We start from the raw sequence: 13,855 nt of genomic DNA on the forward strand, positions 1-13,855 counted from the left end.
GCTGCGGCTATTTCGTGCGTTCCACACGCAGGCTGTCGCAGTCGCAGCCGCTCACGAACAGCAGCCAGTTACCGGACATCGTCGGCTCGAGCTTGACCTTGGGGTTGTGCAGCTTGCCGCCGTCGTAACGACCGGCCTGCGATTGGGTCCATTCCTGCCCATTCTGCAGCTTGAACACGGTCTTGCCGGTCCAGCCAGTGAACAGGCCGTCGATGCGCGTCTCGATGCGCTCGCGCGGCGCGTCGTCGGCATAGAAGATGGGCTTGTTCGAGGGCGTGACGAGCTTCGTGACCGTCACGGGATGCGCGGCAAGCCAGTCGTTGAGCCGCTTGAGCGCTTCGGGACTGAGCTTGTCGAGCTCGGCGGCATGGAACTCCTCCTTCGACATGCGCTCCTGCAAGGCCGGCTGCTCGGCGGCAGACGCGCCGCCGCAAGCCGAGGCGATGCCGAGCGCAACGCACGGCAACGCGACTTTGCGCAAACTCACTTCGTGCGTTCCACGCGCACGCTGCAGCCGCAGGGTTCGACGTAAAGAAGCCAACTGCCGAGCAGCATCGGCTTGATCTTCACTTTTGGATTGTCGTACTTGCCGTTGGACATCTGGCCCGACTCGGCTTGGGTCCATTCCTGGCCGTTGTCGAGACGGAAGATGGTCTTGCCGTACCAGCCAGTGAAACGGCCGGTGATGCGCGTCTCGATGACTTGACGTTGACCCTGGTCGGTCTCGAACACCGGCTTGCCGGTCGGCGTTTCGATCTTGGTGATGGTCTTGACGATCGCATGGCCGCTGAGCCAGTCGTTCAGCGACTTCAGCTCGGCCGGGCTGAGCTTGTCGAGGCCGGCGGCGTGGAATTCGCCCTTGGACATGCGCTCTTCGAGCGTGGGGGTGGTTTCCGCGGCGATTGCGCTGAGGGCGAGTAGGGAGAGGGCAAGACCGACAATGCGACGCATGGGAGAGACTCTCGGTTCGAGCGAAGGCGGCATTGTAGCGGCTTGCGCGGCGGCTGCACACGCTCGGGCCGTTCGGCATTCGCGGCGCGTGGCGGTAGAATCCGCGCATGAAACCCGCTGTGCAGAAACCCGCATCGTTGACTGCATGGCTGGCACGCGTGGCGAGTGGCGACGAGGCCATGAGCTTCGCCGCAGCGGCGCTGGCGCAGCCGGAGAACGAGGCGAAGCTCGCCGCCATCGAGGCGGAAATGCTCGCCACGTTGCAACTGCTTGAATCGCTCGATCTCGATCGCGAAACGTTGGCTGCCTATGTGCTGCACGCGTTGCGGCAGGGTGGTGTGCCACTCGATGCCTTGCGCCTGGCGAAGCTGCCATCGAGTCTGAGGGATCTGCTCGACGGCCAGCAGGCCGCGGACAAGGTCGGTGCGCTCTACGCGGCACGCAGCGGCGGCGGCAATGCCGAGGGCCTGCGCCGGCTATTGCTCGCGATCATCAAGGACCTGCGCGTCGTCTTCATCCTGCTAGCGCACCAACTCGCGCGCCTGCGCGCGGCCGAGCGGCTCGAACCCGAGCAACGTCGCGAGCTGGCCCAACTCACCGCCGACATCCATGCGCCGCTCGCCAACCGGCTCGGCATCTGGCAGCTCAAATGGGAGCTCGAAGATCTGGCGTTCCGCTACCTGCAGCCCGACACCTATCGTCGCATCGTGCGCCTGCTCGACGAGCGCCGCAGCGAGCGCGACGGTTTCATCGAAACGACGATCCGCATGCTGCGCGGCGCGCTCGACAAGGCCGGGGTCAAGGCCGACATCGCCGGCCGCTCCAAGCACATCTACTCGATCTGGAAGAAGATGCAGCGCAAGGGCGGCGATTTCTCCGCGCTGTACGACATCCGCGCGGTGCGCCTGCTCGTCGACGATGTGGCCGCCTGCTACGCCGCGCTCGGCGTCGCGCACACGCTGTGGCCGCCGATTCCGAGCGAGTTCGACGACTACATCGCGCGGCCGAAGGGCAACAATTACCAGTCACTGCACACGGCCGTCGTCGGCCCGCAGGGCAAGACGCTCGAAGTGCAGATCCGCACGCACGAGATGCACGCATTCGCCGAGCGCGGAGTCGCCGCGCATTGGCGCTACAAGGAAGGCGGCGGTGCGGATCAGAGCTTTGAAAGAAAAGTGGCCTGGATGCGCCAGCTGCTCGAAGCGAAGGACGAGTCCGGCGACGAGGCCGCGTTGCTTGCCGGCTTCAAGACCGACCTGCTCGAAGACCGCGTCTACCTGCTCACACCCGCGGGCGAGGTGATCGATCTGCCGCGCGGCGCCACCGTGCTCGACTTCGCCTACACCGTGCATACCGACGTCGGCCATCGCACGCGCGGCGCCAAGGTCAACGGCCGCATCGTGCCGCTGGCGTTCCAGCCGGTGTCGGGCGATCGCGTCGAGATCCTCACCGGCAAGAGCGCTGAGCCGCGCCGCGACTGGATGAATGCGCAATCGGGATTCCTCACCACGCAGCGCGCACGCGCCAAGGTGCGCGCCTGGTTCAAGAAGATCGACCAGGACATCAACCTCGCCGCGGGCCGCGAGATCCTCGAGCGCGAGTTCAAGCGGCTCGCGCTGCACAACGTCGAGCTTGATTCGCTGCCGCCGAAGTTTCACTACAAGACACTCGACGAATTCCTCATTGCGCTCGCGCTCGGCGATATCACCGCGGGCCACGTCGCGCGCACGCTGCACGAGGCGCAGGCACCTGCGACGCCCGCCATCGCGCCGGCGCCCGTGCGCGCGCCAGGTCGAGTCCAAACCGGCGACAAGGACGCGATCGTCATCGAAGGCGTCGGCAACCTGCTGACCACGATCGCGCGCTGTTGTCAGCCGCTGCCCGGCGATGCGATCGCGGGCTACATCACGCAGGGCCGCGGCGTGTCGATCCACCGCGCCGACTGCACAAGCCTCGCGCGCCTCGTCGCACGCGACCCCGGCCGCGCGATCGAGGTCGAGTGGGGCGGCGCGCGCAAGGCCGACTACGACGTCGATCTCGTCGTGCGTGGCTACGATCGCAAGGGCCTGCACAAGGATGTTACCAACGTCATTGCGACCGCGAACATCAACCTGATCGCCGTCAATGCGCGCGTCGATGCGACGACGGGCTTGGTGACGATGAATTTTTCCGTGCGCGTCGCCGACTTCGAGCAGTTGTCAGCGCTGCTCGCGCGCCTCGCCGGCGTGCCGAACGTGATCGAGGCGCGGCGCGTGGCCTAGCGCCTGCGGTGCGTGCCGTTCCGGATTGCTACATTTAGGCCTCTTTAACCGTCGTCGCTTATGCTGCATGGCACCGGAGGAACGGCTATGCATCGGTGGCATTTCGTCTTCGCCTTGGCGCTTGCACTGTGCGCATCGATCGGATCGGTACAGGCTCAGGAACGGCATCTCGCCGATTTCGCCCGCTATCTCGACAAGGCGACACCAGTCGATGCGCGACGGGCGATCTTCGCCACCTGGCGCGATGATGCGCTCAAGGGCGATATCGATGCGCAATACATCGTCGGATCGATTTACCGCCGTGGCGACGAAGCAATCGTGCGCGATGCCGATCAGGCCCACCGTTTTCTCTCGACTGCCGCCGCGCACGGATGCCTGTTTGCGATGGCGAAGATGGCCGAACTCGATCTGACTGCGAACCGTCCGCTGGACGCAGCGATCTGGGCGCAGATTTACGGTTACTACCGCGGCTGGGCCGGGACAAAGGACCCGCAGGACTATGGTCCCCACGACAAGCGTCAACCGACGGTCTATTACGAAGATTTACTCCGGCGCACGGCTGAAGCCCTGAAGCGCGGCGGCGGTGCACAAGATATGGTGATCGCGCAGCAGGTTAATGCGTTCATTGCCGCGCACGACAAAGACGTGCAGGCGCAGAAATGGATTTACGGAATTTCCCCGCGTTGGGCGGGCGACCCGCTCAAATTGACGAATGCCGCTTCGTTCCGCCAGGTGAGCGTGCCGCTGGGCAAGCGTGACATCACGTCGGAATGGCTGCTGGATTTCGCGCCCGACGGCTCGGTCCGTCGCGCAATCCTCTTCGATGCTCTGCCGGACGCGATCGATGGCAGCACGCATCATGGGCTTGTCGTCCAATACGAAGTCGAGAAGGATGCCGTCGCCGATCGCTATGCCTTGCGCACCGTCGATATGAAAAAAGGCGATTGGCAGTTCGGTCCGACCCGGACTCGATGACGCCATCGTCGAAAGCCGATAAAGGTGGCCGATAAAGATCATGAAGGAATTTATCGGTAGACGTCAGCAACTATTGTTCGGTATCACCAGACATGAACGAAAGCGGCTCCAAAGCGTGTCGGTTCGATAATGGCGTCGGTTGAACGCCATACGTATTGCTGATTGAGCAGTCTCATCGCTGAGGCCAGATCGCCAGCGCGGATGGGAGTCACGAGCAGATGGACGTGATTGCTCATCAATGCATACGGCAGCGACGGGACTGCAGCATGGTTCCGTGTCGGCCGACAATCGTCGCGACGATATGTAGGAAAATGCTGAGATTCAGGCGGATAATTATTCCGTCACCTTTCTCCTTCTCCCTGGGAAGTCCCGGAAAACCGGGGCTTGTGGTGGGCGACGGTTTACTCGCCGAGGTCGACGGTCTCGCGCATGCCGATGCCGTTCGCGTTCGCCTCGAAAGTGAATTCGCCGGAGCGAATCATCTTCTCGTACAGCGCGAACAGCTTGGTCTGCGCGCCGAACTGGTCCTTCTGCGCGGCCGGCATCGCCGTCTGCATTACGTCGGCGTACTTGCCGAGCAACCCGTACAGCGCGCCGGAGAAATGCACGCGCAGGAACACCGGTGTCGCGCTTGGCGGCGCGGCGAAATAGGCGCCGAGCATGGCCTCGCTGCCCTGGCCGGCAGAGAGTGCGATCGCCTTGTCGGTCATTGCGAGCCAGACCGGCGGTAGCTGCGCCGATGCCGGCAGTAGGCCGGCTGGCAGCGCGACCGGTCTGCCGTCGGTCGTGATCTTGAGGTCCTTGAGCTGCGGTACCGCCATCTGCGCCATGCCGACCGCGGCGAGCGGGTTGTTGGTTCCGATCAGCATGCGCGAGGCGGCATCGGGCACCTTGGAGTCCTTGCGCGGCTCGAGCTTGTCGAGGGTCACGCGCACGCCGGTCAAGTCGCTGAACGGCGGCGGGATGGTCACGCCGAGTTGTTGCTTCGACTTGGCGAACATCTCGTTGATGCTGGCGAACTCGGGGCAGGCGAACGGTTTCGCCGCGACCGCGTCGGCCTGCTTGAGCCAGAACTCTTTGAGCTTGAGCAGCGGCGTCGCCAGGCTGACGTCGAACAGCCCTTCGGCCGGCGCGCCGGTGCCGGGTGCGGCGGCGAGCGCGGCCATCAGCGCCTGCGCGAGCGCGGGCTCGGTTTCGAATTGCATGGCGACGCGCAATTGCGGCGGCGCATAGGTTTCGGCGCCGGCGACGATGCGCGGGAACTTCTGCACGATCGCCTTGGCCTCGTCGACGCAGACCGGGCTGTCCTTGGCGACGTCGGTCGGCAGCTTCAGCGCCTTGGCGATTTCCAGATCGGCACCGGTCGGCGCGTTCGACAGGCGCTGCGCGAGCGCGGCGAAATCGAGATAGCCTTCGCCGTAGGGTGAATAATTATACTTTTTCGCAATTGCCTGCAGCGTGCCGGCATCGAGCAGGTTCTTGCCCGGGCGGGTGACGCCGAGCAGCAGTTGCTTGACCGTGTCGTTGGCATCGGCCGGCCACAGCGTGGCGACGAGGTACGAGCCCTGCACCGCGATCACGAACTGCACGTCCTCGTTGCCAAACTGCCAGTACTCCTGCGCGCCGGTCTTACCGGTCGGAATCTTTTCGCCAACTTTGGTTTCGACGCGGGCGATCATCGCCTTGAACGCGGCCGTATCGCCGAGCTCCATGCGCAGCACCGGTACGAGGCCGACGCCGTAGATTGCCGTGCGAGCGTCGGGCTTGTAGCCAAGCTCGCGCAGTTTGTCGAGCGTATCGTGGCCGCGCAATTCGTCGAGCACCGCGGCGAGGATCTTCGTTTCGCGCTCGCCGAGCGCCTTCTGCTGCTTGAGCAAGCCGTCGTACATGTCGATCACGACGGGCATCACCGCGTGCATCTGGCGCGAGGACCAGTCGATCATCGCCTGCGGCTGCGGTTCGAGATTGGCCCAAGCGTACGGCGTGTCCGCGGGGGCGTAGGCAAGCGGCTGGTCCGCGCTCGGCTGCGGCTTGCCGCAGGCGGCGAGGACGGCGGCGGAGAGCGCGAGGATGGCGTGGCGAGCGGCCTTGTTCATTCTGGGTTTCCCTTCGGCTTGCGGAATGCGGAGCGTCTGTCGTGGAAAGACGGAAAAAGTCGCCGCCAAGTGTCGTCAGCGAACCACTGACTAACCGTAGCGAGCGAAGAGAATTTGCGCGACGCCGGAGCGCAGGAACCGGAGCATACAAGTAGTATGTGAGGATTACATGCCGCTCCTGCGGCATGCCCTGCGGGCCAGCTTCGCTGTTCGCTCCGGCATCCTGCCTTCGCGGTCCGAGCACCGCCGGCGCGCAAATTATCGAGCGCAGTAGGTTAATCAGAGGTTCCTCAGCGGCGTTCGAGCAGCTCGGCAAGCACGGCCATGCGTGCGAACACGCCGTTGCTGACTTGTTCCAAGATCAGCGACTGCGCGCCGTCCGCGACCTCGTCGGCGATCTCGACGTTGCGGTTGATCGGTCCGGGATGCATGACGACGCAGCCCGGCTTCGCGCGTGCGAGGCGTGCCGCGTCGAGGCCGTAGCGGGCGAAGTAGTCGGCTTCGGACGGAATCGCCGCGGCTTCCATGCGTTCCTTCTGCAGGCGCAGCATGATTGCCGCGTCGCAGTCGACGATGGCTTGGTCGAGGGTGTGCACAAACGAGCATTGCGCAAATTCCGCCGCGTCGGATTGCGGCAGCAGCTCGGGCGGCGCGCACAGGCGCAGGTCGCGCACGCCGAGCGTGCGCAGCACGTCGACGTCGGAGCGGGCGACACGCGAATGGCGGATGTCACCGCAGATGACGATGCTCAATTTGGAAAAATCCTCGACGCGGCGGCGCAGCGTCAGTGCATCGAGCAAGCCCTGAGTCGGATGCGCATGATTGCCGTCGCCCGCGTTGAGCACGGCGGCATTTGAGCGCAGGTTGCGCGCGATCGTCTCGGGCGTGCCCGATTCCTTGTGGCGCACGACGAAGGCATCGCAATGCATCGCCTCGAGCGTGTGGATCGTGTCGAGCAGGCTCTCGCCCTTGACCGTGGACGAGCGCTCGATGTCGAAGTTGATCACGAGCGCGCCGAGCCGCTGCGCGGCAAGGTCGAACGAAGTGCGCGTGCGCGTCGACGGTTCGAAGAACAGGTTGATCAGCGTGCGGCCGTCGAGCAGATCGAGCGGTCGCGCGCCGCCCTGGCTGTCGCGACGCATCGCCTCGGCGCGTTCGAGCAGGCGCTCGATCGTCGCGCGCGGCATGCCGGCGAGCGTGATCAGGTGGCGCAGACGGCCGCCCGCCGCGAGTTGCAAGTCGTGCATGTGCATCCTATCCGTTCGTTGGCGAAGTCGCGTATTCCCGCAGCCACTGTTCCACGATGATTTCCGCAGCGATCGCATCGAGCGCGGCGGCGTGCTTGCGCCGGACCGAGCCGCTGGCGCGACGTTCGGCGAAACGCTCGGCCGCGGCGCGCGAGCTCAGGCGCTCGTCAACAAGTTCCACCGGCAGCGCGTGGCGTTCGCGCAGTACTTCGGCGAACGCCCGCGCGTTCTGGCTGTTCGTCTGTTCGCCGGAGTCGAGAGTCAGCGGCAGGCCGACGAGCAGCGCATCGGGGCGCCATTCGCGCAGCAGCGCCGCTATGCGCGCAAAGTCCGGTCCGTTGGCGCCATTGCCGACGATCTCGAGCGCGCGCGCGCTGCCGGTCACGCGATTGCCGACCGCAACGCCAATCCGCCTCGCGCCATAGTCGAAACCGAGCACGGTGGTGATGCCGCGCTCAAGCATTCCCGGCCTGACTGGAGAGGTTTGCCACATTGACGCCGATCAGCTTCGCCGCCGATTCCCAGCGCTGCTCGAGCGCGACGTCGAACAGGATGCGCTGGTCGGGCTCAGCGGTGAGCCATGCGTTCTGCCTGATTTCTTCTTCGATCTGGCCTGCGCTCCAGCCGGCGTAGCCGAGTGCGACGATCGACCGTTTCGGGCCGCGGCCTTCGGCGATCGCGACGAGTACGTCGCGCGAGGTGGTCACGCTGAGCGATTCGGAAATGCGGTAGGACGACTCCCAGACGCCGTCGGCCGAATGCAGTACGAAGCCGCGCTCGGGCTGAACCGGGCCGCCGATCAGCACGGGCGCGTCCTCGACTTCGGCGAGCTGCGACTTCAGCCCCATCTGTGCGAGCACGTCGCCGAGGCGGTATTCGGACAAGCGGTTGATCACCACGCCCATCGCGCCGTCGTTCGAATGCTGGCAGATCAGCGCGACGCTGCGCACGAAGCTCGGGTCGCGCATGTTCGGCATCGCGATCAGGAACTGATTGGCTAATGCGGTAAGGGCCTGCATGGCGCCATTGTACAGCGCCAGGTGTGTCGTCAATGCGTCTTCAGCACTTGACCCGGCTGGAATTCCCAGGTGCGCGTGATGTACAGCTCGTCGTAGTCGATGCCTGCCGGCAGCGGCGGGAACGGTGCGGCGAGGCGCACGATGCGGATCGCCGCCTCGTCGAGCAGCTTGAAGCCGCTCGACTGGATGATATCGACGCTGGCCAGGCTGCCGTCGCGCTTGATGCCCGTGGTCAGCATCAGGCTCAGGGTCCGGCCGTTCTGCAGTTGCTGGCGGCGCGCCTCGTCGGGATAGTTGAGGTTGCCGATGCGCTCGACGCGCGCTACCCAGCCGGCCTGGTAGGCCGCGTCGGCCGCTTCCTTGGTGTTCGCCGAGATGTACTTCTTTTTCGGCCGCTTGGCATAGACCTGGGTTTCGCTGTGCAGCTCGTTGGCGAGGCGCGCCATTTCGAGCTTGCGCTCGCTCAGCGCGTCCGGATTGGGCTTGGCCGTATCCGGCTGTTCGTTCGCCTGTGTTTGCGTGCGCACGGCGAAGTCGGATTTCCTCGTCGTCGTCAGCAACTCGTGTTCGCTGGGAGGCTGCGGCGTGCGCGTGCCGGTTTCGACCGGTATCGGCGCGATGCCGGGCTGCGTTTTCGGCACCGGCGCGGTGACCAGATCGGTCGGACGCACAGCCTTGGCGCTGGTGCCGCCGCCTTCGTTGTTCGCATTGGCGAGGAAGTCGGCCTTGTCCGGTTTCTTTCCGGTCGCGGACTGGACCAGGATCACGTCGAGCGAAGGCAGGCGCGGCGCCGGCTTGACGTAGTCGAAAGTGAGGCCGAGCACGACCACCGCGTGCGCGATGATCGAAAACAGCATGGTGACGGAGAGGCGTTCTCCGCTCGCGGAGGCCGGCCTGCTCACGCGTGCCGCGCGTTGCGCTCGAGCGCGTCGAACAGTTGTCCCGCGATGTTCAGCCCGAACTGTGCATCGAGCTCGCGGATGCAGGTCGGCGAGGTGACGTTGACCTCGGTGAGGAAATCGCCGATCACGTCGAGGCCGACGAAGCGCAGGCCGCGCTTGACCAGTTCCGGTCCGACCTGGGCGGCTATCCAGCGGTCACGTTCCGACAGCGGCACGCCGACGCCCTTGCCGCCGCGCGCGAGGTTGCCGCGGAAGTCGGTGCCCTGCGGCATGCGTGCCAATGCGTACGGCACCGGCTCGCCGTCGATCAGGAGGATGCGCTTGTCGCCCGCGCTGATCTCGGGAATGAATTTCTGCATGACCACGAAGGCGCGGCCATCATCGCCCAGCAGCGTTTCGATGATTACGTTGAGATTGGGATCGTCCGCGTAGCTCAGAAAGATGCTGCGCCCGCCCATGCCATCGAGCGGCTTGAGCACGACCTTGCCGTGTTCGCCGGCGAAGCGCTTCAGTTCCGCGACATCGCGCGCGACCAGCGTCGGCGGAATGCACTGCGGAAACTGCAGAGTGAACAGTTTTTCGTTCGCGTCGCGCAACGCGCGCGGATGGTTGATCACCTGGGCGCCGCCGGCCTCGGCGAGGTCGAACACCATTGTGTCGTAAAGGAACTGCGAGTCGACCGGCGGGTCCTTGCGCGCGAGGATGATGTCGACCTTGCGCAAGTCTTGCCACTCGGCCGCGCCGAGGGTGAACCAGTCGCGCGGATCGTCGCGCACCTCGAGCGGTGCCGCGTGCGCCCACGGCTCGGCGCCGCGCAAGGCGAGGCTGCCCTCGGTGAGATAGAGAAGTCGATAGCCGCGCCGCTGCGCTTCGAGCAGCATGGCGAACGTGGAGTCCTTCTTGATGTAGATGGCCTCGATCGGGTCCATCAACACGGCCAGGGTCGGGGTCATCGGGACTGTCATGGGTACAATGTGGGGTTGCGCACAAACACCGACAAAAATGTGATGCGCATCACGAGTGCATTCGCTGCGGGCTGTCTATACTAGCATTCGCTTCAGGGGGCTGGCAGACGAACAGACGCGCTTGGCATTGATGATGCCGAGTTGCGCAGTCTTGCGTATGTAGGCGCCCTGATTGAGGATTCGCTTGACAGGTCGCGAGCATGAGATTAAACGACATACCTGTTCGATCGTTCGCAACTACGGTGCGCAGCTTGGCCGTGCGTGGCGGTCGGCAAAGGGGGCTGTCGCCCGGCCGTCCGGGGGGAGTGGCGAGACGTTGTCAGTGCAGGTCGGAGGATAGCGCGTGGAACCAGCGGTAAACGGAGAACTGGCGGGTTTGCGGGTCTTGGTCATCGACGATTCGAAGACGATACGCAGCACCGCGGAAATGCTACTGAAGAAAGAAGGCTGCGAGGTGATCACGGCGGTCGACGGTTTCGAGGCGCTGGCGAAGATATCCGACCATCGTCCGCAGATCATTTTCGTCGACATCATGATGCCGCGGCTCGATGGCTATCAGACCTGCGCGTTGATCAAGAACAACGCGACCTATCGGGCGACACCGGTGATCATGCTGTCCTCGAAAGACGGGCTGTTCGACAAGGCGCGCGGCCGGGTCGTCGGCTCGGAGGAATACCTGACCAAGCCGTTCACGCGCGACGAGCTGCTCGGCGCGATACGCCGTCACGTGGTGGCGCGTTGATGAGCGGGCCGGCAAACCCAATCCGCGAAGTGGTGCACGCGCATGCATGAGACGGTGAAATCCCCGTTCGAAATTCTCGCCGACTACGAGCGAAGCAGTCTGGCCCATGCCGCTGCGAGCACGTCCAACCAAACGGCTGCGGCCAGTCTGTGGCGCGGCGTCGGCTTTCGCGTTGGTTCCCATCATCTGGTCTCGAGCCTGACCGAGGTCAGCGAAATCCTTTCCTTTCCGGTGGTCACGCGCGTGCCCGGTGCATGCGACTGGCTGCTCGGTGTCGCCAGCCTGCGCGGCAATTTGATCCCGCTGGTCGACCTCAACGGCTTTCTCTCGGGCGAAGCGACGAGCTTGGCCGATTCCAGCCGCGTGCTGCTGGTGCGCCAGAGTGGCGGCAACGTCGGCCTGCTTGTCGACGAAGTCGTCGGCCAGCGCAACTTCTCGGCCGACCAGCGCACGCAGGCACCGGCGCCGACCGGCGAGGCGATCGAGCGGTACGTCGTGGAGCATTTCACCCACGGCGACACACATTGGGGGCGTTTCAGCATTGCCGCGCTCGTGCGTGCGAACGAGTTCGCGCAGGCGGCGGCGTAGCGGATAGGCGCGTGGCAGATCGCCATGGCGCAGGGTGTTGGTAACCACAAACCAGAAGACGAGGTAGCGGTAGATGAGTACAGGGGCAGGTAGCGGCGCAGAACGCGCGAGCGGTTTCAACGGCCTGCTCGTGGCGTTGCTCGTTTTCAGCTTGGTTCTGGCGGTGGTCGACTTCATTTATCTGTCGATCAAGACCAACCAGGACGCACAGGCGAGCGCGCTGGTCACACGAATCCAGGTGTTGTCGCAGCAACTCTCGCGTCAGAGCGCCGATGCCGCAGGCGGCAACCTCGACGCGTTCGCGAGCCTGAAGCACACACGCGACACGATCGCCGATCTGTTGGCGCGATTGAAGACCGGCGATGTGCGCACCGGCATGGGCGGTTACGCCGACCAGGCGACGCTCAAATCCGATTTCGCCGAACTCGACCAGGCCTGGAACCAGCTTTCGGCCGATGCGGCCAAGGTGCTCGACAGCCAGGAGCAGGTGCTCAGCACGGCGGCGAGCACGGACGACTTCAACCGCAAGACCGCGGTGCTCAATTCGCGCATGGACGAGGTCGTGAAGATCCTCACCGAGCGCGGCGGTTCGGGCACGCAGGTGATGACCGCCTCGCGCCAGATGCTGTACGCCGACCGCATGCAGCGTCGCGCGCAGGCGATCGTCGCCGGCGGCGAGGATTCGCCTTCTGCCGCGGCAGGCCTGAAGCGTGATTCGGAATTCTACGGCCTCGTCCTCGCCGGCCTGATCAATGGCAACGCCGATCTCAACATCCGTTCGCTGGACAACGCCAACGCGAAAGAGATTCTCAACGACATCAACAAGCAGTGGATCGATCTGGCGCCGCAGGTGACGAAGCTGTTCGAAGCCGCGCCGACGCTGCAGGCGGTCAAGCAGGCTGCGGACAAGGCCTCGATCGACTCGCAGACGCTGTTGTTCAAGGCCGATCCGCTGTCTGAGCACATCAACTCGCTGGGCACGACGCGAGGTTTTCCGAACCTGTGGATCGGTCTGGCCGCCGCGGGCCTGGCTATCCTGCTTGTGCTCTTCCTCGCCCTCAAGCTGTTCCGCGACCAGCGCGCGCGCCTCGGTTCGAGCGCCGAATTGAACCGGCGCAACGAGGCGGCGATTCAGCGTCTGCTCGACGAAATGGGCTCGCTCGCCGACGGTGACCTGACCGTAAAGGCCACCGTGACGGAGGATTTCACCGGCACGATCGCCGACGCGGTCAACTATGCGATCGACGCGCTGCGCACGCTCGTCACCACGATCAACGAGACCTCGGTGCAGGTCTCCGCTGCGGCCGACGAAACCCAGGCCACGGCGCTGCACCTTGCCGACGCCGCCGAACACCAGGCGCGCCAGATCAACTCGGCTTCGGACGCGGTCAACGGCATCGCAGTCTCGGCGCGCGACGTATCGAAGAACTCGGCCGACATCGCCGACGTGGCGCAGAACTCGGTGCGCATCGCCGGCCGCGGCGCCTCGATCGTGCGCCAGACGATCGCCGGCATGGATTCGATCCGCGAGCAGATCCAGGACACGTCCAAGCGCATCAAGCGTCTCGGCGAATCCTCGCAGGAAATCGGCACGATCGTCGAACTCATCAACGACCTCGCCGAACAGACCAACATCCTCGCCCTCAACGCGGCGATCCAGGCGGCTTCGGCCGGCGAGGCCGGTCGTGGTTTCGCCGTCGTCGCCGACGAAGTGCAGCGACTTGCCGAACGCGCGTCCGCCGCCACACGACGCATCGAAACACTGGTCAGCGCGATTCAGGTCGACACCAACGAAGCGGTCGCCTCGATGGAGCAGACCACGAGCGAAGTGGTCGGCGGCGCCAAGCTCGCCGAACAGGCGGGCACGCAGCTCGGTGAAATCGAAACGGTGTCGGGCAACCTCGCCGGCCTGATCAAGAACATCGCGATCGCGGCGCAGCATCAATCGGCCGAGGTCGCCAGCGTGTCGTCGACGATGAACGTGATCTCCGACATCACTTCCCAGACCGCCTCAGGCGCAAGCCACACGGCCGAGTCGATCGGCAACCTCGCCCAACTTTCGGCTGACCTGCGTCGCTCGGTCGCCGACTTCAAGCTGCCGGAATGATG

Annotated in this window: 14 protein-coding genes; 5 read left to right on the forward strand and 9 right to left on the reverse strand. The window is 64.8% G+C overall.

What is annotated here, in order from left to right; all coding sequences use genetic code 11:
• Nucleotides 1-7: 7 nt before the first annotated feature.
• Nucleotides 8-487: a hypothetical protein gene (locus F455_RS0109680; protein ID WP_018973090.1), complete on the reverse strand. Its 480-nt coding sequence runs from the start codon at nt 485-487 to the stop codon at nt 8-10.
• Entirely contained in the window at nt 484-951 is a 468-nt protein-coding gene (locus F455_RS0109685; RefSeq protein WP_018973091.1) for a hypothetical protein, read from the reverse strand. Before F455_RS0109685 ends, F455_RS0109680 begins: the two co-directional genes overlap by 4 nt.
• Before the next feature lie 107 nt (nt 952-1,058).
• On the opposite strand from F455_RS0109685, the gene F455_RS0109690 reads away from it, so the two are divergent.
• On the forward strand, nt 1,059-3,212 hold the full coding sequence (locus F455_RS0109690) for a RelA/SpoT family protein (protein ID WP_018973092.1): 2,154 nt from the start codon (nt 1,059-1,061) through the stop codon (nt 3,210-3,212).
• On the opposite strand, the gene F455_RS22925 is transcribed toward F455_RS0109690, so the two are convergent.
• Nucleotides 3,150-3,554, reverse strand: a complete 405-nt coding sequence (locus tag F455_RS22925) for a hypothetical protein (RefSeq protein WP_157578591.1) — start codon at nt 3,552-3,554, stop codon at nt 3,150-3,152. The genes F455_RS0109690 and F455_RS22925 overlap by 63 nt on opposite strands.
• Between F455_RS22925 and F455_RS0109695 the strand changes: the two genes are divergently transcribed.
• Entirely contained in the window at nt 3,531-4,187 is a 657-nt protein-coding gene (locus F455_RS0109695; RefSeq protein WP_157578593.1) for a hypothetical protein, read from the forward strand. The two genes, F455_RS22925 and F455_RS0109695, sit on opposite strands and share 24 nt — an antisense overlap.
• A 401-nt stretch (nt 4,188-4,588) precedes the next feature.
• On the opposite strand, the gene F455_RS0109705 is transcribed toward F455_RS0109695, so the two are convergent.
• From F455_RS0109705 to gshB, 6 genes are all read right to left on the reverse strand, one after another.
• A complete protein-coding gene (locus F455_RS0109705; protein ID WP_018973095.1) occupies nt 4,589-6,283 on the reverse strand; it encodes a hypothetical protein in 1,695 nt (564 codons plus the stop codon).
• A gap of 290 nt (nt 6,284-6,573) precedes the next feature.
• The gene (locus F455_RS0109710; protein WP_026293246.1) at nt 6,574-7,530 is read right to left on the reverse strand and encodes an aspartate carbamoyltransferase catalytic subunit; all 957 of its coding nucleotides are present in this window, start codon (nt 7,528-7,530) and stop codon (nt 6,574-6,576) included.
• A gap of 7 nt (nt 7,531-7,537) precedes the next feature.
• A complete protein-coding gene (gene ruvX, locus F455_RS0109715; protein ID WP_018973097.1) occupies nt 7,538-7,993 on the reverse strand; it encodes a Holliday junction resolvase RuvX in 456 nt (151 codons plus the stop codon).
• On the reverse strand, nt 7,986-8,549 hold the full coding sequence (locus tag F455_RS0109720) for a YqgE/AlgH family protein (RefSeq protein ID WP_026293247.1): 564 nt from the start codon (nt 8,547-8,549) through the stop codon (nt 7,986-7,988). The genes ruvX and F455_RS0109720 overlap by 8 nt, the downstream gene beginning before the upstream one ends.
• 29 nt (nt 8,550-8,578) lie before the next feature.
• Nucleotides 8,579-9,406 (reverse strand): cell envelope integrity TolA family protein, encoded by an 828-nt coding sequence (locus F455_RS0109725; protein WP_018973099.1) that lies wholly within the window; start codon nt 9,404-9,406, stop codon nt 8,579-8,581.
• 41 nt (nt 9,407-9,447) lie between these two features.
• Nucleotides 9,448-10,404, reverse strand: coding sequence for a glutathione synthase (gshB, locus tag F455_RS0109730; protein ID WP_018973100.1), 957 nt, complete (start codon nt 10,402-10,404; stop codon nt 9,448-9,450).
• Nucleotides 10,405-10,759: 355 nt separating this feature from the next.
• Between gshB and pilG the strand changes: the two genes are divergently transcribed.
• From pilG to F455_RS0109745, 3 genes are all read left to right on the forward strand, one after another.
• Nucleotides 10,760-11,158: a twitching motility response regulator PilG gene (gene pilG / locus F455_RS0109735; protein ID WP_083918862.1), complete on the forward strand. Its 399-nt coding sequence runs from the start codon at nt 10,760-10,762 to the stop codon at nt 11,156-11,158.
• A 54-nt stretch (nt 11,159-11,212) separates the two neighbouring features.
• Nucleotides 11,213-11,746, forward strand: a complete 534-nt coding sequence (locus F455_RS0109740) for a chemotaxis protein CheW (RefSeq protein ID WP_026293249.1) — start codon at nt 11,213-11,215, stop codon at nt 11,744-11,746.
• 73 nt (nt 11,747-11,819) lie between these two features.
• Complete coding sequence (locus tag F455_RS0109745) at nt 11,820-13,853, forward strand: methyl-accepting chemotaxis protein (protein ID WP_018973103.1); 2,034 nt, start codon at nt 11,820-11,822, stop codon at nt 13,851-13,853.
• Nucleotides 13,854-13,855 lie beyond the last annotated feature (2 nt).

It is taken from the genome of Rudaea cellulosilytica DSM 22992 (assembly GCF_000378125.1).
Taxonomy (GTDB): Bacteria; Pseudomonadota; Gammaproteobacteria; order Xanthomonadales; family Rhodanobacteraceae; genus Rudaea; species Rudaea cellulosilytica.

Coding starts and splice junctions, on each gene's coding strand:
- gshB (WP_018973100.1), bottom strand. CDS start 10,404: ATGACCCCGACCCTGGCCGTGTTGATGGACCCGATCGAGGCCATCTAC.
- F455_RS0109690 (WP_018973092.1), top strand. CDS start 1,059: ATGAAACCCGCTGTGCAGAAACCCGCATCGTTGACTGCATGGCTGGCA.
- F455_RS0109745 (WP_018973103.1), top strand. CDS start 11,820: ATGAGTACAGGGGCAGGTAGCGGCGCAGAACGCGCGAGCGGTTTCAAC.
- F455_RS0109725 (WP_018973099.1), bottom strand. CDS start 9,406: ATGCTGTTTTCGATCATCGCGCACGCGGTGGTCGTGCTCGGCCTCACT.
- F455_RS0109685 (WP_018973091.1), bottom strand. CDS start 951: ATGCGTCGCATTGTCGGTCTTGCCCTCTCCCTACTCGCCCTCAGCGCA.
- F455_RS0109710 (WP_026293246.1), bottom strand. CDS start 7,530: ATGCACGACTTGCAACTCGCGGCGGGCGGCCGTCTGCGCCACCTGATC.
- F455_RS0109720 (WP_026293247.1), bottom strand. CDS start 8,549: ATGCAGGCCCTTACCGCATTAGCCAATCAGTTCCTGATCGCGATGCCG.
- ruvX (WP_018973097.1), bottom strand. CDS start 7,993: ATGCTTGAGCGCGGCATCACCACCGTGCTCGGTTTCGACTATGGCGCG.
- F455_RS0109705 (WP_018973095.1), bottom strand. CDS start 6,283: ATGAACAAGGCCGCTCGCCACGCCATCCTCGCGCTCTCCGCCGCCGTC.